At 66.1% G+C, this 22,218-nt stretch carries 24 protein-coding genes and 1 pseudogene; 11 read left to right on the top strand and 14 right to left on the bottom strand.

From position 1 onward, the window contains the following. The first annotated feature begins 52 nt into the window (after positions 1 to 52). The gene (gene relA, locus P3W75_RS09250; protein ID WP_276227075.1) at positions 53 to 2,311 is read left to right on the top strand and encodes a GTP diphosphokinase; all 2,259 of its coding nucleotides are present in this window, start codon (positions 53 to 55) and stop codon (positions 2,309 to 2,311) included. Continuing rightward, positions 2,304 to 3,137, top strand: coding sequence for a nucleoside triphosphate pyrophosphohydrolase (gene mazG / locus P3W75_RS09245; RefSeq protein WP_276227074.1), 834 nt, complete (start codon positions 2,304 to 2,306; stop codon positions 3,135 to 3,137). Before relA ends, mazG begins: the two co-directional genes overlap by 8 nt. Positions 3,138 to 3,357: 220 nt before the next feature. Here mazG and P3W75_RS09240 read toward each other — a convergent pair whose 3' ends face one another. Then, positions 3,358 to 4,290 (bottom strand): aspartyl/asparaginyl beta-hydroxylase domain-containing protein, encoded by a 933-nt coding sequence (locus tag P3W75_RS09240; protein ID WP_276227073.1) that lies wholly within the window; start codon positions 4,288 to 4,290, stop codon positions 3,358 to 3,360. 162 nt (positions 4,291 to 4,452) lie between these two features. Between P3W75_RS09240 and P3W75_RS09235 the strand changes: the two genes are divergently transcribed. Beyond that, positions 4,453 to 4,992: a DUF2058 domain-containing protein gene (locus P3W75_RS09235; RefSeq protein ID WP_276227072.1), complete on the top strand. Its 540-nt coding sequence runs from the start codon at positions 4,453 to 4,455 to the stop codon at positions 4,990 to 4,992. Positions 4,993 to 5,050: 58 nt separating this feature from the next. Here P3W75_RS09235 and P3W75_RS09230 read toward each other — a convergent pair whose 3' ends face one another. Genes P3W75_RS09230 through purM form a run of 3 tightly spaced genes read right to left on the bottom strand, consistent with a single transcriptional unit; the run spans position 5,051 to position 7,489 of the window. Then, positions 5,051 to 5,767, bottom strand: a complete 717-nt coding sequence (locus tag P3W75_RS09230; RefSeq protein WP_276227071.1) for a DUF3108 domain-containing protein — start codon at positions 5,765 to 5,767, stop codon at positions 5,051 to 5,053. A gap of 10 nt (positions 5,768 to 5,777) precedes the next feature. Beyond that, positions 5,778 to 6,428, bottom strand: coding sequence for a phosphoribosylglycinamide formyltransferase (purN, locus tag P3W75_RS09225; protein ID WP_276227070.1), 651 nt, complete (start codon positions 6,426 to 6,428; stop codon positions 5,778 to 5,780). Then, positions 6,428 to 7,489 (bottom strand): phosphoribosylformylglycinamidine cyclo-ligase, encoded by a 1,062-nt coding sequence (gene purM / locus P3W75_RS09220; RefSeq protein ID WP_276227069.1) that lies wholly within the window; start codon positions 7,487 to 7,489, stop codon positions 6,428 to 6,430. The genes purN and purM overlap by 1 nt, the downstream gene beginning before the upstream one ends. 216 nt (positions 7,490 to 7,705) lie before the next feature. Here purM and P3W75_RS09215 point away from each other — a divergent pair, with 216 nt between their 5' ends. Further along, complete coding sequence (locus P3W75_RS09215) at positions 7,706 to 8,749, top strand: DUF2066 domain-containing protein (RefSeq protein ID WP_276227068.1); 1,044 nt, start codon at positions 7,706 to 7,708, stop codon at positions 8,747 to 8,749. A gap of 135 nt (positions 8,750 to 8,884) precedes the next feature. Next, positions 8,885 to 9,592, top strand: coding sequence for a DnaA regulatory inactivator Hda (hda, locus tag P3W75_RS09210; RefSeq protein ID WP_276227067.1), 708 nt, complete (start codon positions 8,885 to 8,887; stop codon positions 9,590 to 9,592). A 232-nt stretch (positions 9,593 to 9,824) separates the two neighbouring features. On the opposite strand, the gene P3W75_RS09205 is transcribed toward hda, so the two are convergent. The 3 genes from P3W75_RS09205 to arsC are packed head-to-tail and all read right to left on the bottom strand — an operon-like array spanning position 9,825 to position 11,191. Continuing rightward, positions 9,825 to 10,244 (bottom strand): DUF2069 domain-containing protein, encoded by a 420-nt coding sequence (locus P3W75_RS09205; protein ID WP_276227066.1) that lies wholly within the window; start codon positions 10,242 to 10,244, stop codon positions 9,825 to 9,827. Beyond that, positions 10,245 to 10,841 carry an NAD(P)H:quinone oxidoreductase gene (gene wrbA, locus P3W75_RS09200; RefSeq protein ID WP_276227065.1) on the bottom strand — a complete coding sequence of 199 codons (597 nt, stop codon included), beginning with the start codon at positions 10,839 to 10,841 and terminating at the stop codon, positions 10,245 to 10,247. It abuts the gene before it with no gap. Continuing rightward, positions 10,838 to 11,191 (bottom strand): arsenate reductase (glutaredoxin), encoded by a 354-nt coding sequence (gene arsC / locus P3W75_RS09195; RefSeq protein WP_276227064.1) that lies wholly within the window; start codon positions 11,189 to 11,191, stop codon positions 10,838 to 10,840. Before arsC ends, wrbA begins: the two co-directional genes overlap by 4 nt. A 116-nt stretch (positions 11,192 to 11,307) precedes the next feature. On the opposite strand from arsC, the gene P3W75_RS09190 reads away from it, so the two are divergent. Together P3W75_RS09190 and P3W75_RS31890 are read left to right on the top strand one after the other, a co-directional pair. Then, positions 11,308 to 12,537, top strand: a complete 1,230-nt coding sequence (locus tag P3W75_RS09190; protein ID WP_276227063.1) for a YihY family inner membrane protein — start codon at positions 11,308 to 11,310, stop codon at positions 12,535 to 12,537. A gap of 158 nt (positions 12,538 to 12,695) precedes the next feature. Then, positions 12,696 to 12,896 (top strand): hypothetical protein, encoded by a 201-nt coding sequence (locus tag P3W75_RS31890; RefSeq protein WP_430765354.1) that lies wholly within the window; start codon positions 12,696 to 12,698, stop codon positions 12,894 to 12,896. A 3-nt stretch (positions 12,897 to 12,899) separates the two neighbouring features. On the opposite strand, the gene P3W75_RS09180 is transcribed toward P3W75_RS31890, so the two are convergent. Together P3W75_RS09180 and P3W75_RS09175 are read right to left on the bottom strand one after the other, a co-directional pair. After that, positions 12,900 to 13,298 (bottom strand): hypothetical protein, encoded by a 399-nt coding sequence (locus P3W75_RS09180; RefSeq protein WP_276227062.1) that lies wholly within the window; start codon positions 13,296 to 13,298, stop codon positions 12,900 to 12,902. A 159-nt stretch (positions 13,299 to 13,457) separates the two neighbouring features. Continuing rightward, the gene (locus P3W75_RS09175; RefSeq protein ID WP_276227061.1) at positions 13,458 to 14,864 is read right to left on the bottom strand and encodes a PilZ domain-containing protein; all 1,407 of its coding nucleotides are present in this window, start codon (positions 14,862 to 14,864) and stop codon (positions 13,458 to 13,460) included. Positions 14,865 to 14,894: 30 nt separating this feature from the next. On the opposite strand from P3W75_RS09175, the gene P3W75_RS09170 reads away from it, so the two are divergent. Together P3W75_RS09170 and P3W75_RS09165 are read left to right on the top strand one after the other, a co-directional pair. Further along, positions 14,895 to 15,365: a TlpA disulfide reductase family protein gene (locus tag P3W75_RS09170; protein ID WP_276227060.1), complete on the top strand. Its 471-nt coding sequence runs from the start codon at positions 14,895 to 14,897 to the stop codon at positions 15,363 to 15,365. Beyond that, positions 15,365 to 15,640, top strand: a complete 276-nt coding sequence (locus P3W75_RS09165; RefSeq protein WP_276227059.1) for an acylphosphatase — start codon at positions 15,365 to 15,367, stop codon at positions 15,638 to 15,640. The genes P3W75_RS09170 and P3W75_RS09165 overlap by 1 nt, the downstream gene beginning before the upstream one ends. A 37-nt stretch (positions 15,641 to 15,677) precedes the next feature. Here the strand turns inward: P3W75_RS09165 and P3W75_RS09160 are convergent, their stop codons facing one another. The 3 genes from P3W75_RS09160 to P3W75_RS09150 all read right to left on the bottom strand — a co-directional run bounded on the left by P3W75_RS09160 (position 15,678) and on the right by P3W75_RS09150 (position 20,009). Further along, a complete protein-coding gene (locus P3W75_RS09160) occupies positions 15,678 to 16,634 on the bottom strand; it encodes a hypothetical protein (protein ID WP_276227058.1) in 957 nt (318 codons plus the stop codon). An 8-nt stretch (positions 16,635 to 16,642) separates the two neighbouring features. Beyond that, entirely contained in the window at positions 16,643 to 18,358 is a 1,716-nt protein-coding gene (locus P3W75_RS09155) for a proline--tRNA ligase (RefSeq protein WP_276227057.1), read from the bottom strand. Positions 18,359 to 18,674: 316 nt separating this feature from the next. Then, a complete protein-coding gene (locus P3W75_RS09150; RefSeq protein ID WP_276227056.1) occupies positions 18,675 to 20,009 on the bottom strand; it encodes an OprD family porin in 1,335 nt (444 codons plus the stop codon). A 726-nt stretch (positions 20,010 to 20,735) separates the two neighbouring features. Between P3W75_RS09150 and P3W75_RS09145 the strand changes: the two genes are divergently transcribed. Further along, on the top strand, positions 20,736 to 21,161 hold the full coding sequence (locus tag P3W75_RS09145) for an HIT family protein (RefSeq protein WP_276227055.1): 426 nt from the start codon (positions 20,736 to 20,738) through the stop codon (positions 21,159 to 21,161). Between the two features lie 5 nt (positions 21,162 to 21,166). Then, positions 21,167 to 21,373 (top strand): SlyX family protein, encoded by a 207-nt coding sequence (locus P3W75_RS09140; RefSeq protein WP_276227054.1) that lies wholly within the window; start codon positions 21,167 to 21,169, stop codon positions 21,371 to 21,373. Between the two features lie 64 nt (positions 21,374 to 21,437). Here P3W75_RS09140 and P3W75_RS09135 read toward each other — a convergent pair whose 3' ends face one another. After that, positions 21,438 to 21,668 carry a cold-shock protein gene (locus tag P3W75_RS09135; protein WP_134163507.1) on the bottom strand — a complete coding sequence of 77 codons (231 nt, stop codon included), beginning with the start codon at positions 21,666 to 21,668 and terminating at the stop codon, positions 21,438 to 21,440. A gap of 108 nt (positions 21,669 to 21,776) precedes the next feature. Beyond that, positions 21,777 to 22,034, bottom strand: a pseudogene (locus P3W75_RS31820) (cold shock domain-containing protein membrane protein); the annotation flags it as partial. Positions 22,035 to 22,218: the final 184 nt, after the last annotated feature.

Genomic DNA, 22,218 nt, shown 5'->3' with positions numbered 1-22,218 from the left:
CCGGCGCAGTCGAGCGGTGTGCCAGGGTGCACCGTGGGGAAGGGTAGACAAGATGGTACAGGTGAGAGCGCACCAGCCGGTCAATACCGACGGCAGCATCAACCTCGAGGCCTGGCTGGACCACGTCCAGACCCTGGTTCCGCAGCTGGATCGCAAGGTCCTGCTGGAGGCCTGCGAGTTCGCCCGCGAGGCCGAGCACAAGGCGGCCAGCCAGGCGGACGCCTCCTGGGCGGACGGCACCTCGAGCTTCCAGACCGGGCTGGAGATCGCCGAAATCCTCGCCGACCTCAAGCTCGACCAGGAATCCCTGGTCGCCGCGGTGATCTACCGTGGCGTGCGCGAGGGCAAGGTCAAGCTGGAAGAGGTGCAGCAGCGCTTCGGTCCGGTGGTGGCCAAGCTGATCGAGGGCGTGCTGCGCATGGCGGCGATCAGCGCCAGCCTCAATCCCCGGCAATCCATGGTGCTCGGCACCCAGGCGCAGATCGAGAACCTGCGCAAGATGCTGGTGGCCATGGTCGACGACGTGCGCGTCGCGCTGATCAAGCTCGCCGAACGTACCTGCGCGATCCGCGCGGTGAAGAACGCCGACGAAGAAAAGCGCATGCGCGTCGCCCGTGAGGTGTTCGACATCTACGCGCCGCTGGCGCACCGCCTGGGCATCGGCCACATCAAGTGGGAGCTGGAGGACCTGTCCTTCCGCTACCTCGAACCCGACCAGTACAAACAGATCGCCAAGCTGCTGCACGAGCGCCGCCTGGACCGCGAGCAGTACATCGCCACGGTGATGCAGCAGCTCAAGGACGCCCTGGCCGCCACCGGCATCAAGGCCGACCTCAGCGGCCGCGCCAAGCACATCTACTCCATCTGGCGGAAGATGCAGCGCAAGGGCCTGGATTTCAGCCAGATCTACGACGTCCGCGCGGTGCGCGTGCTGGTCCCGGAAATGCGCGACTGCTACACCGCGCTGGGCATCGTGCACACCCTCTGGCGGCACATTCCCAAGGAATTCGACGACTACATCGCCAACCCCAAGGAAAACGGCTACCGCTCGCTGCACACCGCGGTGATCGGCCCCGAGGGCAAGGTGCTGGAAGTGCAGATCCGCACCCACGCGATGCACGAAGAGGCCGAGCTCGGCGTGTGCGCGCACTGGCGCTACAAGGGCACCGACGTCAAGTCCGGCTCCAACCACTACGAGGAGAAGATCTCCTGGCTGCGCCAGGTCCTGGAGTGGCACGAGGAACTGGGCGACATCGGCGGCCTCGCCGAGCAGCTGCGCGTGGACATCGAGCCGGACCGGGTCTACGTATTCACCCCCGACGGCCACGCCATCGACCTGCCCAAGGGCTCCACGCCGCTGGACTTCGCCTACCGCGTGCACACCGAGGTTGGCCACAACTGCCGTGGCGCCAAGATCAACGGCCGCATCGTGCCGCTGAACTACAGCCTGCAGACCGGTGAGCAGGTGGAGATCATCACCGGCAAGCACAGCGGCCCGAGCCGCGACTGGCTGAACCAGAACCTCGGCTACGTCACCACCTCGCGGGCGCGGGCGAAGATCGTCCACTGGTTCAAGCTGCAGGCCCGCGACCAGAACGTCGCCGCCGGCAAGACCATGCTCGAACGCGAGCTGTCGCGCCTGGCGCTGCCGCCGGTGGACTTCGAGAAGCTGGCCGAGAAGGCCAACTACAAGACCGGCGAGGACCTGTTCGCCGCCCTCGGCGCCGGCGACCTGCGCCTGGCCCATGTGGTCAGCTACGCCCAGGCGCTGGTGGAGCCGGAGCGCGGCAACGAGCAGCTCGAACTCATCCCGCGCAAGCCCAGCCGCATCGGCCACGGCAAGCGCGGCGACATTCAGATCCAGGGCGTGGGCAACCTGCTGACGCAGATGGCCGGCTGCTGCCAGCCGCTGCCGGGCGACCCCATCGTCGGCTACATCACCCTCGGCCGTGGCGTCACCATCCACCGCCAGGACTGCGCCACCGTGCTGCAGCTGGGCGGCCGCGAACCCGAGCGGATGATCCAGGTGAGCTGGGGCCCGGTGCCGGTGCAGACCTACCCGGTGGACATCGTCATCCGCGCCTACGACCGCTCCGGCCTGCTGCGCGACGTGTCCCAGGTGCTGCTCAACGAGCGCATCAACGTGCTGGCGGTGAACACCCGCTCGGACAAGGACGACAACACCGCGATCATGCGCCTGACCATCGAGATTCCCGGCCTTGAGTCCCTCGGTCGCCTGCTCGCGCGCATCTCGCAACTGCCCAACATCATCGAGGCGCGGCGCGACCGCGCGAGTGGCAAGGATGTATAAGCTCGACGACCTGCTGCACCTGATGGCCCGCCTGCGCGACCCGCAGCACGGCTGCCCCTGGGACCTCAAGCAGAACTACGCGAGCATCGTTCCCTACACCATCGAGGAAGCCTACGAAGTCGCCGACGCCATCGAGCGCGGCGACTTCGGTCACCTGCGCGAGGAAGTCGGCGACCTGCTGTTCCAGGTCGTCTACTACGCCCAGCTGGCCCGCGAGGAACAGCGTTTCGACTTCGCCGAGGTGGTCCACGGCATCACCGCCAAGCTGGTCCGCCGCCATCCCCACGTGTTCCCCGACGGCGACCTGTACGGCGAGCCTGATCCGGCGAAGCTGGAAGAGGCCGCGGTCAAGCAGCGCTGGGAAGAGTTGAAGGCCGAGGAGCGCGCCGCCAAGGCCGCCGAGCCGGTGCAGCTGTCGCTGCTCGACGACGTGCCCACGGCGCTGCCGGCGCTCAGCCGCGCGGCCAAGCTGCAGAAACGCGCCGCCCAGGTCGGCTTCGACTGGCCGGAAGCCCTGCCGGTGGTGGACAAGCTGCGCGAGGAACTGGACGAGGTGCTGGAGGCCATGGCCGACGGCGACGCCGAAGCCCAGGCGGAGGAGGTCGGCGACCTGCTGTTCGTGGTGGTGAACCTGGCGCGGCACCTGAAGGTCGACCCGGAAACCGCCCTGCGCGCGGCCAACGGCAAGTTCGAGCGACGCTTCCGCTACATCGAGTGCGCCCTGCGCGACCAGGGCCGCAAGGCCGAGGAATGCAGCCTGGAAGAGCTGGACGCGCTCTGGGGCGAGGCCAAGCGCGAAGAGAAGAACCCGCTGGGTTGCGGCTAGTTCGCCGGCGTTATGAAAAAAAGCCCCGGTTCGCCGGGGCTTTTTGCTTTTCGTGGGAGCGAGCCTGCTCGCGAATGGGCTGTTCGTGCCACCGGGGCGTCCGGCGTGGCCGGTGAGTCCAATCGCGGACAGAGTCCGCTTCTACGCCCGTGCTTCCCTGTAACTGTAGGAGCGGACTCTGTCCGCGATTCGGCGGCTAACGTCGTAGGCGTTAGCCGCCTTACGTGAACATCCAGCGCAGCAACAGCACCAGCAGCGCCACCGCCAGGATCGGCCGGCCGATGCGGTAGGCCTTGGGATAGCGGCGCTTGAACTTCTTCACCTGGGCGCCCACGGCGTTGCCCAGGCGGATCAGCACCGAGTAGGCCTGGTTGATCCCGCCGACGCGTTCGCCCTCGACGTTCTGCGGCGCGGTGGCGCGCCCGAGGAAGGCGCTGACGCGGCGGTTGACGCGAGTCAGCAGCGGCGACTTGAGCGGGCGCTCGATGTCGCAGAAGAGAATCAGGCGCGACTCGTCGGTCTCGTTCTTCACCCAGTGCACGAAGGTCTCGTCGAACATCACGTCTTCGCCGTCGCGCCAGGCGTAGGGTTGGCCGTCGACGAAGATGCGGCAGTCGTCGGAGTTCGGCGTGGCCAGGCCCAGGTGGTAGCGCAGCGATCCGGCGTAGGGGTCGCGGTGCTTGTTCAGGTGGCTCTTGGGCGGCAGGCGGGTGAACATCGCGCCCTTGACGTTGGGGATGCTGCTGACCAGCTCGACGGTTTTCGGGCACAGCTGCTGCGCGGAGGGCAGGGGGCCGTCGTACCAGGTCAGGTAGAAGCGGGTCCAGCCCTTCTTGAAGAAGGAGCCGAAGCCGGCCTCGTTGTTGTTCAGGGCGTCGCGGATGTAGCCCTCGTCGAACAGTTGCTCGGCTTCCTCGCGGATCATCTGCCAGTTGTCGCGCAGCTTGTCGAGTTCGGGGAAGCGCTCACGGTCCAGGTAGGGCTTGGAGGGTACGCTGGAGTTCAGGTACATCAGCGAGTTGTAGGGCGCGAACCAGGCCGAGTGGTTCACCACCTGACGCAGGAACGGCAGGCGCACCTTGCCGCGCAGGTGTACGTAGAGGATGGCGATGAGGAAGACAGCGAGAATCGCGACGACGAGGAGCTTGATCATGGGATGGCAAGTCCGCCCTGATTGGCTGAAAAACGGCCGGCCACTTGCGCATCGCCGGCTCAGGCCCGAGGATTATACCCTCAGCGAGCGCCGCCGCTGAATTTTCCGCCATGTCAGAATTGTCCTGCGTAAATTCGCAGGCTGTCGGAGAGTCGTTAGCTAATGAGCATGTCATTGCGTGACCAGCTGCTGAAAGCCGGGCTGGTCAACGAAAAGCAGGCCAAGCAGGCCGGTAAGCAGAAACAGAAACAACATCGCCTGGAACAGAAAGGGCAGGTCGAGAAGGACGACAGCCAGCGCCAGGCCGCGCTGCAGGCGCAGGCCGAGAAACAGGCCCGCGACCAGGAGCTGAACCGCCAGCAACAGGAGAAGGCCGAGAAGAAATCCAAGGCCGCCCAGATCAAGCAATTGATCGAAGGCACCCGCCTGCCCAAGCTGGAGGGCGACGACTACTACAACTTCGTCGATGCCAAGAAGGTCAAGCGCATCTCGGTGAACGCGCTGGTGCGCGACAAGCTCAGCCGCGGCAGCCTGGCCATCGTCAGCTACGACGGGCGCTACGAGATAGTCCCGCGCGACGCCGCGCTGCGTATCCAGGAGCGTGACGAGCGCCGCGTGGTGCTGCTCAACGAGCCCAGCGGCGAGCCGGACGAGGACGATCCGTACAAGGACTACGTGGTGCCCGACGACCTCATGTGGTGAGGCGGGCGAAAACGAAAAAGCCGGGCAGATGCCCGGCTTTTTTCGTTGCGGCGGAAGGTCAGGAACCCTTGACCTGCTTGCCGTCGACGGTGCCGTCCTTGAGCATGATCTGGTACTCCTTGCCGTCGGTTTCCTGCTGGTACAGGCGCACGAGGAGGTAGTCCCAGTCCTTGGCGAACCAGAGGATGGTCTTGCGGTTGCTCTTGGTCGGGTCGCGCACGCGCTCGACCTTGATGGCGGTGATCTGGCCGGCCCGGGTGGCGACCTTTTCCTCGCCGAGCACGCGGAAGTCGTAGGTGTCGGTGTCGGTACCCTCGATCACCTGGTAGCTCATGCTCTTCTTGCCGGCGGCGACGTCGTGTTGCAGGGCCAGTTGATAGGTGGACTTGTCCAGCTGGCCGGTCTTCAGCGCCTGGTGCACCGCGTCGCCACGGTCGCTACCGGTGACTTGCTTCTGCGCCCAGTTGAACTGCAGGTCGGTGGACTTGTTCTTGCCCAGCCCTTCGCGGGACCAGTGGTAGGTCTGCGGCAGGTAGTTGTCGCCCTCGACCTTGAAGGCACTGCTCTCCTTCAGGCTGGCGAGCAGCATGGAGGCCTGGAAATCGAGTTCCCAGTTGCCGCCATCGCCTTGCTTGAGGCTGCGGGAGGCGGTGCCGCTGAGCGGCATCTGCTTCCAGTCCGCGGTGTAGCTGGCCTCGAACGGCTTGAGCTGGAACGACGCGGCGTACGCCGGCAGTGTCAGCATGGCCATAAGGAACAGCAGGACTCTACGCATCACGAATCTCCTAGGTTCGGAACGGGTAGCCGGTGGCCGGCAACGCCTGACCATCCAGCATGGCGCCTTGCTCGCCGAGGCGCAAACGGCCTTCGGCGAACCAGCGCATGGCCAGCGGGTAGATCAGGTGTTCCTGCACGTGCACCCGCGCGGCCAGCGTTTCCGGCGTGTCTTGCGACTCTACCGGGATTGCCGCCTGTACGACCAGTGGTCCGCCATCAAGTTCCTCGGTGACGAAGTGCACCGAGCAGCCGTGTTCGGCGTCGCCGGCCTCCAGCGCGCGCTGGTGGGTGTGCAGGCCCTTGTACTTGGGCAGCAGCGACGGGTGGATGTTCAACAGGCGGCCATGGTAGTGGCGCACGAAGCCGGGGCTGAGGATGCGCATGAAACCGGCCAGCATCACCAGGTCGGGGGCGTGGGCGTCGATGCGGCGGATCAGTTCGGCGTCGAAGGCTTCGCGGTCGGCGAAGCCCTTGTGGTCGAGCACTTCGGTGGCGATGCCGGCGTCGGCCGCGCGTTGCAGGCCGTAGGCCTCCGCGCGGTTGGATACCACCGCGCGGATCGAAGCCGGCGAGTCGCCGGCTTCGAGGCTGTCGATCAGTGCTTGCAGGTTGCTGCCGGAGCCGGAAATCAGCACCACGACATTGCAAGGACGGGACATCAGTGACCTTTCAGGTTGTTCAGCACCACGCGCTCGGCGTCGGCCGCGCAGGCGTCGATACGGCCGATGACCCAGGGCTGCTCGCCGGAAGCGCGCAGGGAGGCGAGGGTGGCGTCGACCTGGTCCTGGGCGACGCAGATGACCATGCCCACGCCGCAGTTCAGCACGCGGTGCATCTCGTGCTCGTCGACGTTGCCTTGCTCCTGCAGCCAGTCGAAGACCGCCGGGCGCTGCCAGCTGGCCACGTCGATCACCGCCTGGGCGTTGTCCGGCAGTACGCGCGGAATGTTGTCCAGCAGGCCGCCGCCGGTAATATGGGCCATGGCCTTGACCGCGCCGGTTTCCTCGATCAGCTTCAGCAGCGGCTTGACGTAGATGCGCGTCGGCGCCATCAGCAGGTCGGCCAGGGGCTTGCCGGCGAGCTGGGTGGTTTCGATGTCGGCGCCGGAGACTTCGATGATCTTGCGGATCAGCGAGTAGCCGTTGGAGTGCGGGCCGGAGGAGGGCAGGGCGATGAGGGCGTCGCCGGCGAGCACTTTCGAGCCGTCGATGATCTCGGCCTTTTCCACTACGCCGACGCAGAAGCCGGCCAGGTCGTAGTCCTCGCCTTCGTACATGCCGGGCATCTCGGCGGTTTCACCGCCGACCAGCGAGCAGCCGGCCAGTTCGCAGCCGGCGCCGATGCCGGTCACCACGGTGGCGGCGACGTCGACATTGAGTTTGCCGGTGGCGTAGTAGTCGAGGAAGAACAGCGGCTCGGCGCCGCAGACCACCAGGTCGTTGACGCACATGGCGACCAGGTCCTGGCCGATGCTGTCGTGCTTGTTCAGGTTCAGCGCCAGGCGCAGCTTGGTGCCGACGCCGTCGGTGCCGGAGACCAGCACGGGTTGTTTGTAGCCGGCCGGGATTTCGCACAGAGCGCCAAAGCCACCCAGGCCGCCCATGACTTCAGGACGCGCGGTGCGCTTGGCGACGCCTTTGATGCGTTCGACGAGTGCTTCGCCGGCGTCGATGTCCACACCGGCGTCCTTGTAGCTCAACGAGGGTTGCTTGCTGCTCATAAATCCAGGCCTGTAGAAAGGAGTGATTCGTCTGCCGGCCGTGATGCGCGAAATGCGCCCCGGCCCCGCGGGAGGCGCGGGATTTTATCAGGCTTGCCCGGCAGCGGCCATCTCGCGCTGTTGCCGCTGACCGGAGGGCTGTTTAAGGTATAGGCCTTCCGGAAGGGCTTGCCAGGTGTCGTTCCCTTCCTTGTTCCGTTCGTCGAGAGCCCGTTCATGCGACTTACCGCCCGCCTGTTGATCCTCTGCCTGTCGTTGCTCAGCCTGCCGACCTTCGCCGCCGCGCTGAACAACCTCTATCAGGTGCACGAACCGGTCGCCTCGCAACAGCCCGACGAGCGCAGCGCCGGCCTGAGCCGCGCGCTGCAGACCCTGGTGCTGCGCCTCACCGGCGACGCCCGGGCGGCCCAGAGCGGCGCCCTGGCCGGCTACTTCAAGGACCCGCAGCAACTGATCAGCCAGTACGGCTACGAGAACGGCCCGCCACTGGCGCTGGTAGTGGACTTCGACCCGGTGTCGGTGGACAACGCGCTGCGCCAGGCCGGGCTGCCGGTCTGGGGCGCCAACCGCCCGAGCCTGCTGGCCTGGTGGCTGAACGAAAGCGCCACTGGCAGCAACCTGGTGGGCGGCAGCCAGGACAGCGCCGCACCGCTCAATCGCGCCGCCCAGCGTCGCGGCCTGCCGCTGCTGCTGCCGATGGCCGATCTTTCCGAGCAGGGCGTCGGTACCGCGCAGAACATCACCGCCGCGCAGCCCGACGCGCTGCGCTCCGCCTCTGAACGCTACTCCGCCGACGGCCTGCTGGCGGTCGACGCCAAGGAAGCCGATGGCAAGTGGCAGGCGCAATGGCGCCTGTGGCTGGGCGACTCGCGCGAACAGGGTCAGGCCCAGGGCGACACCCCGGACGCCCTGGCCGACGCCGTGATGCTGGCGGTCAGCCAGCGCCTGGCGCCGCGTTTCGTCGGCGCCCCGGGCGCCTCCAGCGCGCTGACCCTGCAGGTGCAGGGCGCGAACCTGGACCGCTACGCCCAGCTGCAGAAACTGCTCGACCCCATGGGTGCCCGCCTGCTCTCGGCGCAGGGCGACAACCTGCAGTACCGCCTCAACGCCAGCCCCGACCAGTTGCGCGCCCAACTGGGCCTGGCGCGCCTGCAGGAGGTGCCGGTGGAAGCCGCCGCCCAGCCGGTCGACGCCAGCGGCCAGCCGGCCCCGGCGCAAGCCGCGGCGCCGAGCAACGTGCTGCGCTTCCGTTGGCAATGATGGTGGGCCTGACGCCGGATTCGCAGTATGCTGCGCCTCCGGCGTCTTTTCGGGTGCGCCAAAATGATGATTTGGTTACACTTTTGATCCGTACGGCTTCACTGTAAGCGTTTTCGAAGAAAAGCCCCGCCCGGCATGAAACAACCAATGCAGCTCCCCCTGGGCATCCGCCTGCGCGACGATGCCACCTTCGCCAACTTCTATCCCGGCGCCAACGCAGCCGCCCTGGGATACGTCGAGCGACTTTGCGACTGCGACGCCGGCTGGACGGAAAGCCTGATCTACCTGTGGGGCGTCGAAGGCGTGGGGCGCAGCCACCTGCTGCAGGCGGCTTGCCTGCGCTTCGAGCAGTACGGCGAAACCTCGGTGTACCTGCCGATGGCCGAGCTGGTGCAATACGGCCCGGCGATCTTCGACGACCTGGAGCAACTGGAACTGGTCTGCCTCGACGACATCGAGGCGCTGGCCGGCCTTCCCGAGTGGGAAGAGGCGCTGTTCCACCTGTTCAACCGCCTGCGCGATTCCGGTCGCCGCCTGCTGCTGGCGGCCTCGATGCCGCCGCGCGAGCTGCCGGTCAAGCTGCCCGACCTGAAGTCGCGCCTGACCCTGTCGCTGATCTTCCAGCTGCATCCGCTGAGCGACGAGGAAAAACTTCGCGCCCTGCAACTGCGCGCCTCGCGTCGCGGCCTGCACCTGACCGACGAGGTGGGGCGCTTCATCCTCACCCGCGGCGCGCGCAGCATGGAATACCTCTTCGACCTGCTGGACGAGCTGGACAAGGCCTCGCTGCAGGCGCAGCGCAAGCTGACCATCCCCTTCCTCAAGGAAACCCTGGGCTGGTAGAACCCTTCGGGGGGGGGCTACAGGCGGGGTAGGGCGAATAACCGCTCACGGTTATCCACCGTCGCCCGGAGCGCCATGGCCATTCTGCTGCCAAGTGAGTCGCTCGGTCGGCGGATAACGCTTCGCGTTATTCGCCCTACGAAGCTTCGCTCGATCATGGCGTCAGCGTGAGGCCAGGGCGCTGGATCCCCGCGTTCGCGGGAGCCCAGCGCCTTTCGCTTGACTCTCGAACTCAGTCTTCGCCGGCCAGCTTGCGCTCGTACTGGAAACGCCAGCGCGTATAGAGCAGCGCCGCGCAGAACAGGCTGACGCTGAGCAGCACTTCGGCCCAGCCGTAGATGCGCTGGCCCGGTTCGAAGGTGTTCAGCACACCGGTGATGAAATACAGGTTCACCACGTAGCAGGCCCAGGCATGACCGCGGGCGCTGCCGATCAGCATGCCCGGTGCGATGAGCAGCAACGGCAGCAGCTTGAGCGCGGTCCACGCCTTCGGCACCCAGCTCGGCGCGCCATGGGCGTCGGTGAACAGCAGGCCCCAGACGAGGATCAGCACGACCAGCCCCAGCAGGCTGCCCAGGCTCACCGCGCGGCTGGCCGCCAGGCGCGGGCGCAGGTGCTCCAGGGAGGGCAGGGGTTTCTTCTTGCGGGCCATTCAGCGCTCCAGTTTTGCGGTCACTTGCGCCAGGCGCTTGCCCAGCGCGCGGCAGAGGGTGATCTCGTGTTCGTCGAGGGGGCGTTTGCCGTCGGCGCCGGCGAAGTGGCTGGCGCCGTAGGGCGTGCCGCCGCCACGGGTTTCCAGCAGGGCCGGCTCGCTGTAGGGGATGCCCGTCACCAGCATGCCGTGGTGCAGCAGCGGCAGCAGCATGGACAATTGGGTGGTTTCCTGGCCGCCGTGCAGGCTGGCTGTGGAGGTGAACACCGCCGCCGGCTTGCCGACCAGGGCGCCGGTCAGCCACAGGCTGCTGGTGCCGTCGAGGAAGTATTTCAGCGCCGCGGCCATGTTGCCGAAGCGCGTCGGGCTGCCCAGCGCGAGGCCGGCGCAGTCCTTGAGGTCGTCGAGGCTGGCGTAGAGCGCGCCTTCCTCGGGCAGCTCCGGGGCCACAGCCTCGCATTCCGTGGACACCGCCGGCACCGTGCGCAGGCGCGCCTCCAGGCCGCCCTGCTCGACGCCGCGGGCGATCTGCCGGGCCATCTCGGCGGTGGCGCCGTGGCGGCTGTAGTAGAGCACCAGGATGTAGGGCGCGCTCAAGGCAGGATCTCCAGCATCTTCTCCGGCGGACGGCCGATCACCGCCTTGTCGCCGACCACCAGGATCGGGCGCTCGATCAGTTTCGGGTGGGCGACCATGGCGTCGATCAACTGGGCGTCGCTGAGCTGCGCATCGTCCAGGCCGAGGGCCTTGTATTCGTCTTCGCCGGTGCGCAGCAGTTGGCGCGCGCCGATGCCCAGCTTGCCGAGCAGGGCCTGCAGTTCGGCGGCGCTCGGCGGCGTCTCCAGGTAGCGCACCACGGTCGGGGCGAGGCCGCGCGCCTCCAGCAGTTCGAGGGCGCCGCGGGACTTGGAGCAGCGCGGGTTATGGAAAAGTGTCAGTTGGCTCATATCCATGGACTCGCTGGGCCGTTAAAGTGGCGGCTATTCTAACCGCCTCCCGAGGATTGGCTGAACCGTCCGCGTTCGGCCGGGCCGGCGGCACGGTGATTTCTCAAGGACACAGCATGCAGCCGCGCCTACAGGAACTGATCGAGTTCTGGCGTTATCTCCTCCAGCGTTTTCGCCTCGACCGCGTCAGCAGCCACGCCGCGGCCCTGACCTACACCACGCTGTTCGCCGTGGTGCCGATGATGACCGTGACCTTCGCCATCGTCTCGGCCATCCCGGCGTTCGAAGGCATGGGCGAGCGCATCCAGCTATTCATCTTCCACAACTTCGTCCCCTCCACCGGCGAAGCGGTGGAGGCCTACCTGCGCAACTTCACCGTCCAGGCGCGCCACCTGACCTGGCTCGGCGTGGCTTTCCTGGCGGTGACCGCGTTCAGCATGCTGGTGACCATCGAGCGGGTGTTCAACCAGATCTGGCGGGTGCGCAAGCCGCGTCGCGGGGTGACGCGCTTCCTGCTGTACTGGGCGATCCTCAGCCTTGGCCCGCTGCTGCTGGGCGCCGGCTTCGCGGTGTCCACCTACGTCACCTCGCTGTCGCTGCTCTCCGGCCCGCACGCGCTGCCAGGCGCCGGCACCCTGCTGAAGTTCATGCCGCTGCTGTTCAGCGTGGCGGCCTTCACCCTGATCTACGCCGCGGTGCCCAACGCCCGCGTGCCGCCGCTGCACGCCCTGGCCGGCGGCGCCTTCGCCGCCGCGCTGTTCGAGGCCGCGAAGGCCCTGTTCGGTCTCTACGTGGGCCTGTTCCCCGGCTACAAGCTGATCTATGGCGCCTTCGCCACCGTGCCGCTGTTCCTGCTGTGGATCTACCTGTCCTGGCTGATCGTGCTGTTCGGCGCGGAGCTGGTCTGCAACCTGTCCTCGACCCGCCTGTGGCGGCGCAAGGCCCTGCCGCGCCTGCTGGTGCTGCTGGGCGTGCTGCGGGTGTTCTACGAGCGCCAGCGGATGGGCGAGCCGACCCGCCTGGCGCACCTGCACGCCGCCGGCTGGATGCTGCCCGAGGACGAGTGGGAGGAGCTGCTGGCGTTCCTCGAGCGCGAACAGCTGGTGTGCCGTTCCGGCAGCAGCGACGAGGCCTGGGTGCTGTGCCGCGACCTGGGCAGCTACAGCCTGCACCGCCTGCTCAACCGCAGCCCGTGGCCGCTGCCCTGCCTGGAGAGCCTGCCGGCCAGCCTCGACGAGGCCTGGTACCCGGAGCTGCGCGAGGCGCTGCAGCATTACCAGGCCGAGCGCGAGAGCCTGTTCGGCGCCAGCCTCGCCGAATGGTTGAGTCCGTCACAATTCAGGTGACGTAAATGGTCAGTTTGCGGCGCAACAGATAGTCAGTGCCGCCGGGGCGGGGACGAAAAGCCGAGAAATCGTGGGGCCGGAACGATTGGCACGCTTCTGGCTATAGCTGGGTCAGGACAGTGATGTTCCCCGGAAGTTCCTAAAAGGCCCCACCCTTCATGAACAAAGACCAGAACAAAGTTGTACACCTGCACCAGCGCGACCCGCAAAGCGCCCTGGAGCGGCTGAATAGAATCACCGGTCTGCAGTTCAGCAGCTGGCCCGAGTCGCTGCTGCCCAGCGTCCAGGGGGCTCACGACGAGCAGGACAAAAGCACCGCCGAATCCCACGACGAGCAGGCCTGCCGCCAGCTCGGCTAAGCCTTACAGGCTGCCGGCGTGAATCCGGCCGTCCTGAATGGCAATCTGCTCCACCGCCTGGACGAAAAGCTCTTCCACCGTCAGGCGCGCCAATCCCACCGCCGAACGCAGTTTGATCTGCAGGTTGTCTATCCTGTGGCGGTGTGGCAGGCGGGCTATCCCGGACAACAGGATGCGCCCGCTGGCGTTCAGCGCGCCGTGGTCGATCACCACCTCGCGAGCCCTTTCACCATCGCCATAGCTGGCCAGCAGCGTTACCGGCAGCTCGGCCATGCCCGGCACCTGCAGCCAGGCGGCGACGTTGTAGTCGCTGAGGTGGCCGCCGTTGGCGGCGTCGCGGGCGCGGGCGTTGACCACGATGTGTTCGGGCACCCGGCTGACAAGCTGATCCGTGGGCTGCATCTGGCGGTTCCGTGTTGGCGGGCGGCCGGCGTGCATGGCACCGGCTCTGGGGCGACGGAAGCGTGACTTCCGCCGATCGCCGGCATTATAGGAAGCGCGTTCGCGGCAGAACGTGCGTGCTGCCGATCTTGGCTGTGACGCCGCTCGCAAATGGCGGCATCAGGCCAGCCGCAACGGGTGGCGACTGACCAGCGGGGTGCGCAAGTTGGCCACGGGCAGCGGCAGTATGGTCTGGTTGTCGAAGCTGGCCAGCTGCAACCAGAGATTCTCGCCTTCGACGAACTGCCCCTGGGGCAACCAGATGCCGTGGTACCAGCCGTTGCCGGGATCGGGCGTGCTTTGCAGTACTGCCGGGTGACGCTGGGCGTCAGGTGTGCGGCGCAACCAGACCGGCCTGGGCAGGCCCTTGAGGTAACGCAGGCCCAGGTGCAGGCCTTCCCCGTTGAGGTGGCGCCAGCGCACCACCGCCAGAATCGGCGTTCCCGGCGTGCCGAGAATCAGCAGCAATTGCCCGATCGGCAGGCGCTGAGACTGGCTGCCCTGGCAGAGAATGCGCGCGCCGCCGGGGCTGCTGTCCGCCACTTGGGCCTCGCAGCTGCCCGCGGCGCTGGCCAGCAGGTGCGCCTGGATGGCCGTCAGGCCGACGATCAGTTGGCAGTTTTCGTGTTTCTCCGCGCGCAGGTGGCGGCGCTGCTGATGGCCGAGCCAGTGCGGGCGAACCTGCTCCAGCAGTTGCGCCTCCGGTGCCGGGCGCAGCGGCGCCGGGTCGTGCAGGGCGATCAGCAGCGCGCCCAGTTCCAGGCGCCGCAACTGTTCGGCCGGCGCGGCGGGCTTCTGCTCGAAGCCCAGGCACGGGCGATCCTCGCCCAGGTCGACCACGTAGCCTTCCTGTTCCTCGTCGTCCCAGGGCTGCAAGCGCGCCAGCCCGGCCAGCGGCGCCAGCGCGCCGAACAGCAACGGGGCTTCGCCTTCGGCCAGGTGGAAGGGGTTGCTCAGGGCCAGCAGCAGCGATTGCTGGTAGAGGCCGCGCAGGGTGCCGGCCGGCGCCGGCTCGAAGGCCGCCGCGATGGGTTCGTCCAGGCATTCCTGGTGCTCGCCGATCCAGTACAGCAGGTGGCTGTCGCGCCACAGCGAGCCCGGCGGCTCCTGGTACTGCTGGTAGTGGCGCAGCAGGGCCTGGGCGAGGAAGTGCTCGGCCATGTACAGGCACCAGGCCAGGTGCGGGCGCGACGGCTTGTGGCCGTTGAGAATCTGCAGCAGCAGGCGCTTGAAGCCGGCGGCCAGCTCGCCGCAGAAATGCACAAAGAGCGCCGGCGGGGATTTGTCGTTGCGGATCAGCCGGGTGTAGTGGCGATATTCTTCGGCGAGGCTTTGCAGCGCGCGCTGCCTTTCCAGTAAGGTCAGCGCACAACGATTCAGGCGGAACAGGACCCCCAGGCAATGCTGCAGACCTTCATGTACCGACAGGCGTCGGGCCTGCGCCAGGCCCGCCGGCAGATTGCTCGCCGCGTCGCCGTCCTCTTCGAGAATGTCCGGTACTTCCAGGCGCAGGGCGCTGAGCATCATGACCACCCCGCATACACGAGGACTGAAGGCATGGGAGTACGGCTCCGTTTTGTCGGTGGACTGTTGGCCGGCCTGATCCTGGCTGGCTGCTCGGCGGATTACGGCGTCGATCAGTACGGAAGAAAGGTACCGGCTGCAAGCCTAGATGGCCAGTGGCTAGTCATCAATTACTGGGCCGATTGGTGCGCTCCCTGTCGCAAGGAAGTGCCCGAGCTCAATGCGCTGGCCAAAGAGGGCCGGGACAAGGGCGTGCGGGTGGTGGGAGTGAACTACGATGGACTGCGTGACGCCGAGTTGAGCAAGGCCGCCGAGGCGCTCGGCATCCAGTACACCGTGCTGGCCGACGATCCGGCGGAGCGCTTCAAGCTGCCGCGCAGCGAAGCCTTGCCGGTCACCTATATCGTCGATGCCAGGGGCCAGGTGCGCGATAGCCTGCTCGGCGAGCAGACCGCCAGCGGCGTGAAGGCACGCTTGCAGGCATTGCAGGAGGAGAAGCGCTGATGGCGAGAATCTGCGTGCACGGGTTCGTCAGTGGCCGGGTGCAGGGGGTGTACTACCGCCAGAGCACCCAGGAGCAGGCCGAGCGCCTGGGCATCGATGGCTGGGTGCGCAACCTGGACGACGGCCGGGTCGAGGTGTTGGCCGAGGGGGACGAGGTCGCCGTCAACGAGCTGCGCGAGTGGCTGCGCGAGGGGCCGAAGGAGGCCGAGGTGACGTCGGTGGAGCTACAGGACATGCCCGCCCAGGGCATCACCGGGTTCATCGTCCGGCGCTGAGCCGGGCACCGTCGGCGCGCGGGGCGCGCCGATGGGTTCAGTTGCTGGCGCCGGGGTCGGCGGCTAGGCGACCGGCGTCGGTCAGCAGGCGGTGCAGGAAGTCCTTCTGCAGTTCCGGATCGTTGCGGGTCAGCTCGATCAGGCTCTGTTCCAGCTCGCTGGCTTCTTCTTCCAGGCCCAGGTCGGAGAGGCGCTTGACCCGGTGCACCCAGTGCTGCACGTCTTCGCCTTCCAGGTCGTCGTAGATCAGCCCATGGGCTTCGTGCAGCTTGCCGCGCAGCGTCGGGCTGACCAGCAGGGCGGCTTCGCCATGGGCGCTGTCCTGCGGGTCGCGCACGCTCAGCTGCAGGCGTCCGCTGCTGTACACGGCATTGTCGCTGAAGGGGCTGTCCAGCAGATTCAGGCGCAGGATGCCGTGGCGGTCGGTCAGCAGCTCCTGGGTTTCCTTGCCGACGCTGACCTGCACCGGACGTTCGGCCCAGGGCAGGCTGGAGTACTCGGTGTGCTTGTTGCGCTGCTGCTCGTCGATACCGGCCAGGTTCTGCTCGGCGCGACCGTTGGATTGCACGTTCATGAACGGGTTCATGCCGTCGATGCCGTAGCTGATCCAGCCGTGGGTGACGCTTTCCGGCAGGTTGCCCAGGGCGAACACATTGACCACGTTGGCGCCTACGCCGGCGACGAAGGTCACCGCGCCCAGCGGCACTTCGTACAGCTCGCGCCATGCCTGGTAGGGCGTGTAGCGGTCGTAGCGACGGCTCACCTCGAAGGTGGTGACCTCGAAGGTCTTCTGTTCCTGGATGCGCACGCGACGCTGCGGCAGCTGCAGGACGCCGGGCTCGCCGACGTCGATCTGCAGGCTGTGGTCGAGCAGCTTGCGCTCGACGCGTTCCTCGTGCTCGCTGCGCTGCGACATGTGGTTGGCGCAGCCGCTCAGTACAAGGCTGCCGCACAGGGCGGCAGCCTTGAGGCGGGTGGTGCTTCGCGGGGACATCGTCGTGCTCAGTTGCCGATCTTCGCCTTGAGGAAGTCCATGACACCGGTCACCGCGATGTTCTGCGATTCGCTGTCGCGACGGCCCTTGTATTCCAGGGTGCCTTCACCCAGGCCGCGGTCGCTGACCACGATGCGGTGCGGGATGCCGATCAGTTCCATGTCGGCGAACTTCACCCCGGGGCTGGTCTTCTTGTCGCGGTCGTCCAGCAGCACTTCGTAACCGGCGGCGGTCAGCTCGGCGTAGAGCTTGTCGGTCGCCTCGCGCACGCTCTCGGTCTCGTACTTCAGCGGCACCAGGGCGATCTGGAAGGGCGCCAGGGCGTCCGGCCAGAGAATGCCGCGGGCGTCGTTGTTCTGCTCGATGGCGGCGGCGACCACGCGGGACACGCCGATACCGTAGCAGCCCATGATCAGGGTGACGGGCTTGCCCTGCTCGCTGAGGACGTTGAGCTTCATCGCCTCGCTGTACTTGGTGCCGAGCTGGAAGATGTGCCCGACTTCGATGCCGCGACGGATCACCAGGGTGCCCTTGCCGTCCGGGCTGGGGTCGCCGGCGACGACGTTGCGCAGGTCGGCGACTTCCGGCAGCGGCAGGTCGCGCTCCCAGTTCACGCCGAAGTAGTGCTTGTCGTCGACGTTGGCGCCGATGGCGAAATCGCTCATCAGGGCCACGGAACGGTCGACGATGCACGGCAGCGGCAGGTTCAGCGGGCCGAGGGAGCCGGGCGCGGCGCCGATGGCGGCCTTGATCGCGGCTTCGCTGGCCATCTGCAGGGGGCTTGCGACCTGCGGCAGGTTGGCGGCCTTGATTTCGTTCAGCTCGTGGTCGCCACGGATGACCAGGGCGACCAGCTTGCCTTCCTCGGCGCCATGCACCACCAGGGTCTTGATGGTCTTCTCGATGGCCAGGCCGAATTTTTCCACCAGGTCGGCGATGGTCTTGGTCGCCGGGGTATCGACCAGGCGCAGTTCCTCGCTGGCCGCGCCACGCACGGTTTCCCGCGGCAGGGCTTCGGCCTTCTCGATGTTGGCGGCGTAGTCGGAGCTGTCGCTGAAGACGATGTCGTCTTCGCCGGAGTTGGCCAGCACGTGGAATTCGTGGGAGCCGCTGCCACCGATCGAGCCGTTGTCGGCCTGCACGGGGCGGAAGTCCAGGCCCAGGCGGGTGAAGACCTTGCAATAGGCGGCGTACATGCCGTCGTAGGTCTGCTGCAGCGAGTCCTGGGTCATGTGGAAGGAGTAGGCGTCCTTCATGATGAACTCGCGACCGCGCATCAGGCCGAAGCGCGGACGGATCTCGTCACGGAACTTGGTCTGGATCTGGTAGAAGTTGATCGGCAGCTGCTTGTAGCTGGACAGCTCGTTGCGCGCGAGGTCGGTGATCACTTCTTCGTGGGTCGGGCCGACGCAGAACTCGCGATCGTGGCGGTCCTTCAGGCGCAGCAGCTCGGGACCGTACTGCTGCCAGCGGCCGGATTCCTGCCACAGTTCGGCGGGTTGCACGGCCGGCATCAGCACTTCCAGGGCGCCGGCGGCGTTCATTTCCTCGCGGACGATGGTCTCGGCCTTGCGCAGTACCCGCAGGCCCATCGGCAGCCAGGTGTACAGACCCGAGGCCAGCTTGCGGATCATGCCCGCGCGCAGCAGCAGCTGGTGGCTGATGACCACGGCGTCGGCGGGAGTTTCTTTGAGGGTGGACAGCAGGTACTGACTGGTACGCATGTTCGGCCGTTATTCGATTGCGAGACGGAGGTAGGCGGGCATTGTACGGTGCGTGCCTGGTCGCGTACAGGGCGCTGCCGCTCGACCTGCGGCGGGCGCGGCAATCTCGGGCGCAAGTGTCGGGTGTCGCGGTCGAATCGCGGATTTCGCGAGAAAGTTGCCCGGCTCGAACTTTTCTGCTGTAGCGCTGGCACTATTCGAGATATTCGCCCGTTGTATCGAAAGTGTTAAGTGCGCGTTGCAGGTAGTGGAACTTGCAAAAGAAGAAGCCCGGCAATTGCCGGGCTTCTTGATATCGCTTGAACTCGCGAGTCGATTACATGATCGACAGCGGGTACTCGGCGATCAGGCGGAACTCGTTCTGGCGGCCGCCAGTGGAGTCGTCACCGTAGTGGAAGGCCTGACGGATACGGAAGGACAGGTCCTTGGCGGGGCCGTCCTGCAGTACGTACTTGGCTTCGATATCGGTTTCGTGCTCACTGTCGCCGTTGTTGTAGTTGCCGTACTCGGTGGTGGGGTCGACGTTGTCGATGCCATCGCCGTGGATGTAACGGGTCATGAAGGTCAGGCCGGGAACGCCGTACTCAGCCATGTTCAGGTCGTAGCGAGCCTGCCAGGATTTTTCGCCCGGGGCGTTGAAGTCGGAGTACTGGACCGAGTTCGCCAGGAAGATCGAGTCGCCACTGCCGGCGCCGGCGCTGCCGAACTGGGCGTAGTCGAACGGCGTGTCGCCGTGGATCTTCTGGTAGGCCAGGGTGAAGGTGTGCGCGCTGAGGGTGTAAGCGGCTGCCAGCGACCAGGCGGTGGTGTTGATGTCGCCAGCCTTGGCCGAACCTTCGTCGTTGGTGCGGTAGATGTTGAAGTCGAAGCCCAGCGACTGGTTGTCGGCGATCGGCAGGGTGTAGTTGCCGTTGAAGTAGTACTGGCGCCAGATGTCTTCCAGTTCGCCGCCGTACAGCGAAACGCTGGCGTTGTCGGTGATGGCGTACTTGCCACCAACGAAGTCGGCCGAGTTGGCTTCGATACCGGTGTAGGTAGTGAAGATGCCGTCGTCGCGGTTGGTGGTGTTCGGGCTGGTGCCGCTGGTGAAGTGGCCGCCTTCGAGGTCCAGGCCGGCGATTTCGCTGCTCTGGATCTGGAAGCCGCTGGCAACCTGCGGGATCAGGCGGGTGCCGCCTGCTGCGAATACCGGAGCGGTGGGCTGCATGTCGCCCCACTTCAGCTCGGTCTTGGAGATGCGGACCTTGACCGCGCCGCCAGCCTTGCCGTAGTCGTCCTGCATCTCACCCTTGCTGTTCACCTGGGTGTAGCCGCTGCCCGGGTGGCCATCGCCGCCGTCGAGTTTCAGCGACAGGTAGCCGAAGGCGTCAACACCGAAACCAACGGTGCCCTGGGTGAAGCCGGATTCGTAGTTGCCGAGAATGGCCCAGGTCAGGTCGCGCGGATCGCGAGCATTGTTCGCTGCCTGGTTGTGACCGTCGCCACCAACCATCTTGTTGTAGTAGGCCATCTTGTTGGTGATGGTCAGATGGCTGTCTTCCAGGAAACCCTTGGCTTCCGCTTGGTCGCTGACGAAGGCGTCGGCCATGGCCAGTTGGGACGTGGCTGCAGAAATCGCCAGGGCAATGGCGCTCCACTTCATCACTTTCATCGTGATTGCTCCTTTGGTTTTGAAGTTATCTGCCATCACTCTGTGCCGCGGTGACGGCTCGTTCTTTTTGTCGGCGCTAACTTATAGCACGCGGTATGTCTTGGCGATAGTTGCCTGAAACTTCAGACGTTTTCTTTATGGCACTGTCGCAAACATGTATGCCTGGTGTCGCTTCCGGAAAGGTCTCAGTTTGAGAAACCTGAAATGCAACACCGGACTGTCTTTCGATTGTTCTTATTTCCCCCAGGGTGTCGTCGCTAACTTGCTGGTTGTTTTTTGTTCAAGTTTCGCTGCGACTTCCTTGTTGAGTCGAGGTGAGGACCTCCTAGCAACATCCGTGCACAAAAGCCTGCCGGTCGTTGCCGGGTGTTCCGGTCGCCACGGTTGTTGCACGGTGTATGCCGTCGGCGCGCAGATTTCAAGATGTTGCGTGCAGATTTGTGCGCCGCCGCTGCATGGCGCGGGCCCTGGGATGTAGCGGGTTCGCTCGAGAAGGGTGCGCTTTCTGTACGATTTCTTCGGATAATCCGACAGGATCGTGCCTTGGCCTGTTGTCGGAAAATGCCCTGATTTGGAGCCTTGCACGAAGGTGGTGCAAGGGTATCGCGCAGCTTCCGTCGCTGGCGAGTGTCTCCCCCGGCTTGCCTCTAGTATGCTGCGCGCCCTTCGCTCCCGCGTGGGGGCTAAGCTTTCCTTCTTGATACTGGTCGAACTGGAGAAGTGACGATGTTCGTCTTGGATTCCCGTCTGCAGCAGGACACCATCGCCCTGGGCGACTTCGCCCTGAGCCGGCTGCTGCTGATGAACGATGCGCAGTACCCCTGGTTCATCCTGGTGCCGCGGCGCGCCGATGTCAGCGAAGTCTTCCAGCTGGCGCCGGACGAGCAGCAGGAGCTGTGGCGTGAGGCCACGCACCTGGCGGAGGTGCTCAAGGACACCTTCAACGCCGACAAGATGAATGTCGCCAATCTTGGCAACGTGGTCAGCCAGCTGCACGTTCACGTCATCGTGCGCCGCCGCGACGATGTCGCCTGGCCCGCGCCGGTGTGGGGGCGCCACCCGGCGCGCGCCTACGAGGACGCCGAGTTGCATGCGCTGCGCGAGAAGCTGCGCATGGCGCTGGGCGATGGTTTCCGTTTCGAGCAGGAGTGATGTCGATGAGCGTCGAAGAGCGAATCGCCGACCTGGAGAGCCGCCTGGCATTCCAGGACGACACCTTGCAGACCCTGAGCGACGTGGTCTACGAGCAGGAGCGCGTGATCGAGCGCCTGCGCCTGCAGATGCACGCGCTGCTCAAGCGTCTGGAGGACCTGCAGGGGCAGGTGGGCGTCGCCGAAGACGAGGCGCCGCCTCCGCACTATTGATGTGGGGAGATCCCGCCCAGTAAAAAGCCCGCCATCTGGCGGGCTTTTTCGTTTCGGGAGGGCGTCAGCGCCGGCCGGGCAGGGCGGCGATCACGTCCTCGGCCTGCAGGCCCTTGTCGCGCTGCACCACCGAGAACTCCACGCGCTGGCCTTCGATCAGGATGCGGTGGCCTTCGCCGCGGATGGCGCGGAAGTGCACGAAGATGTCTTCGCCGGTGTCGCGGGAGATGAAGCCGAAGCCCTTGGACGTGTTGAACCACTTCACCGTCCCGGTTTCGCGGTTCTCGTCGCTGATCGGCGCGGCGCTGGTGAAGGATTGGGCGGCCGGTTTGTTCAGCGTGCCAAGCAGTTGCAGGATGGCGGCGACGGCCAGTACCAGCAGCGGCAGGATGATCGCCGGCTGTTCGCCGATGGCGGGCAGCGGCGCCAGCAGGATCAGCACCTGCAGCACCACGGCCAGTACGAGCAGGGCCGAAACCAGGCTCTGCAGCTGTTGCGGGCGGTTGCCGGCTGGGGTCAGCAGCAGTGCGGTCAGGCCGAGCAGGGCCAGATACACGGCGTCGGCGTTCTGCAGGTAGGGGATGGCGTCGGCGCGCAACGAGGGGGCGAAGGATAGCGCCAGGGCGAGGGCGCCCGTCAGCAGATGGACGATTCTTAGCATCTTGTTGATTCACCTTGAGCGGGTAACTTGACGAGAGGCTGCCGGTCGGGTGATTCGGTCCGGAATGATGAAGGTGGCCTGAAAGAAGGCCGGCAGCCGTGCGCAAAAAGCACGGCCGGTATTTAACAGCAATCCGGGAGCCTACTCAAATCAACCGCTTAGCGCTTTCGTAGGGGGCTCAGGG

The organism is Pseudomonas citronellolis (assembly GCF_029335315.1).
In the GTDB taxonomy this organism is placed as follows: domain Bacteria; phylum Pseudomonadota; class Gammaproteobacteria; order Pseudomonadales; family Pseudomonadaceae; genus Pseudomonas; species Pseudomonas citronellolis_A.
The sequence above is the reverse complement of the archived record's forward strand: the minus strand, read 5'-3'. Positions and strand labels throughout refer to the sequence as shown.

Excerpts from the sequence above, each read along its gene's own strand:
- P3W75_RS09190 (WP_276227063.1), top strand. The coding sequence starts at position 11,308 with ATGCAGCCGCGCCTACAGGAACTGATCGAGTTCTGGCGTTATCTCCTC.
- P3W75_RS09170 (WP_276227060.1), top strand. The coding sequence starts at position 14,895 with ATGGGAGTACGGCTCCGTTTTGTCGGTGGACTGTTGGCCGGCCTGATC.
- P3W75_RS09205 (WP_276227066.1), bottom strand. The coding sequence starts at position 10,244 with ATGGCCCGCAAGAAGAAACCCCTGCCCTCCCTGGAGCACCTGCGCCCG.
- P3W75_RS09145 (WP_276227055.1), top strand. The coding sequence starts at position 20,736 with ATGTTCGTCTTGGATTCCCGTCTGCAGCAGGACACCATCGCCCTGGGC.
- mazG (WP_276227074.1), top strand. The coding sequence starts at position 2,304 with ATGTATAAGCTCGACGACCTGCTGCACCTGATGGCCCGCCTGCGCGAC.
- P3W75_RS09175 (WP_276227061.1), bottom strand. The coding sequence starts at position 14,864 with ATGATGCTCAGCGCCCTGCGCCTGGAAGTACCGGACATTCTCGAAGAG.
- P3W75_RS09150 (WP_276227056.1), bottom strand. The coding sequence starts at position 20,009 with ATGAAAGTGATGAAGTGGAGCGCCATTGCCCTGGCGATTTCTGCAGCC.
- P3W75_RS09235 (WP_276227072.1), top strand. The coding sequence starts at position 4,453 with ATGAGCATGTCATTGCGTGACCAGCTGCTGAAAGCCGGGCTGGTCAAC.
- P3W75_RS09230 (WP_276227071.1), bottom strand. The coding sequence starts at position 5,767 with ATGCGTAGAGTCCTGCTGTTCCTTATGGCCATGCTGACACTGCCGGCG.
- P3W75_RS09180 (WP_276227062.1), bottom strand. The coding sequence starts at position 13,298 with ATGCAGCCCACGGATCAGCTTGTCAGCCGGGTGCCCGAACACATCGTG.
- P3W75_RS09140 (WP_276227054.1), top strand. The coding sequence starts at position 21,167 with ATGAGCGTCGAAGAGCGAATCGCCGACCTGGAGAGCCGCCTGGCATTC.
- relA (WP_276227075.1), top strand. The coding sequence starts at position 53 with ATGGTACAGGTGAGAGCGCACCAGCCGGTCAATACCGACGGCAGCATC.
- P3W75_RS09160 (WP_276227058.1), bottom strand. The coding sequence starts at position 16,634 with ATGTCCCCGCGAAGCACCACCCGCCTCAAGGCTGCCGCCCTGTGCGGC.
- P3W75_RS09155 (WP_276227057.1), bottom strand. The coding sequence starts at position 18,358 with ATGCGTACCAGTCAGTACCTGCTGTCCACCCTCAAAGAAACTCCCGCC.
- arsC (WP_276227064.1), bottom strand. The coding sequence starts at position 11,191 with ATGAGCCAACTGACACTTTTCCATAACCCGCGCTGCTCCAAGTCCCGC.
- P3W75_RS09240 (WP_276227073.1), bottom strand. The coding sequence starts at position 4,290 with ATGATCAAGCTCCTCGTCGTCGCGATTCTCGCTGTCTTCCTCATCGCC.
- hda (WP_276227067.1), top strand. The coding sequence starts at position 8,885 with ATGAAACAACCAATGCAGCTCCCCCTGGGCATCCGCCTGCGCGACGAT.
- P3W75_RS09215 (WP_276227068.1), top strand. The coding sequence starts at position 7,706 with ATGCGACTTACCGCCCGCCTGTTGATCCTCTGCCTGTCGTTGCTCAGC.
- purN (WP_276227070.1), bottom strand. The coding sequence starts at position 6,428 with ATGTCCCGTCCTTGCAATGTCGTGGTGCTGATTTCCGGCTCCGGCAGC.
- purM (WP_276227069.1), bottom strand. The coding sequence starts at position 7,489 with ATGAGCAGCAAGCAACCCTCGTTGAGCTACAAGGACGCCGGTGTGGAC.
- P3W75_RS09165 (WP_276227059.1), top strand. The coding sequence starts at position 15,365 with ATGGCGAGAATCTGCGTGCACGGGTTCGTCAGTGGCCGGGTGCAGGGG.
- P3W75_RS31890 (WP_430765354.1), top strand. The coding sequence starts at position 12,696 with ATGAACAAAGACCAGAACAAAGTTGTACACCTGCACCAGCGCGACCCG.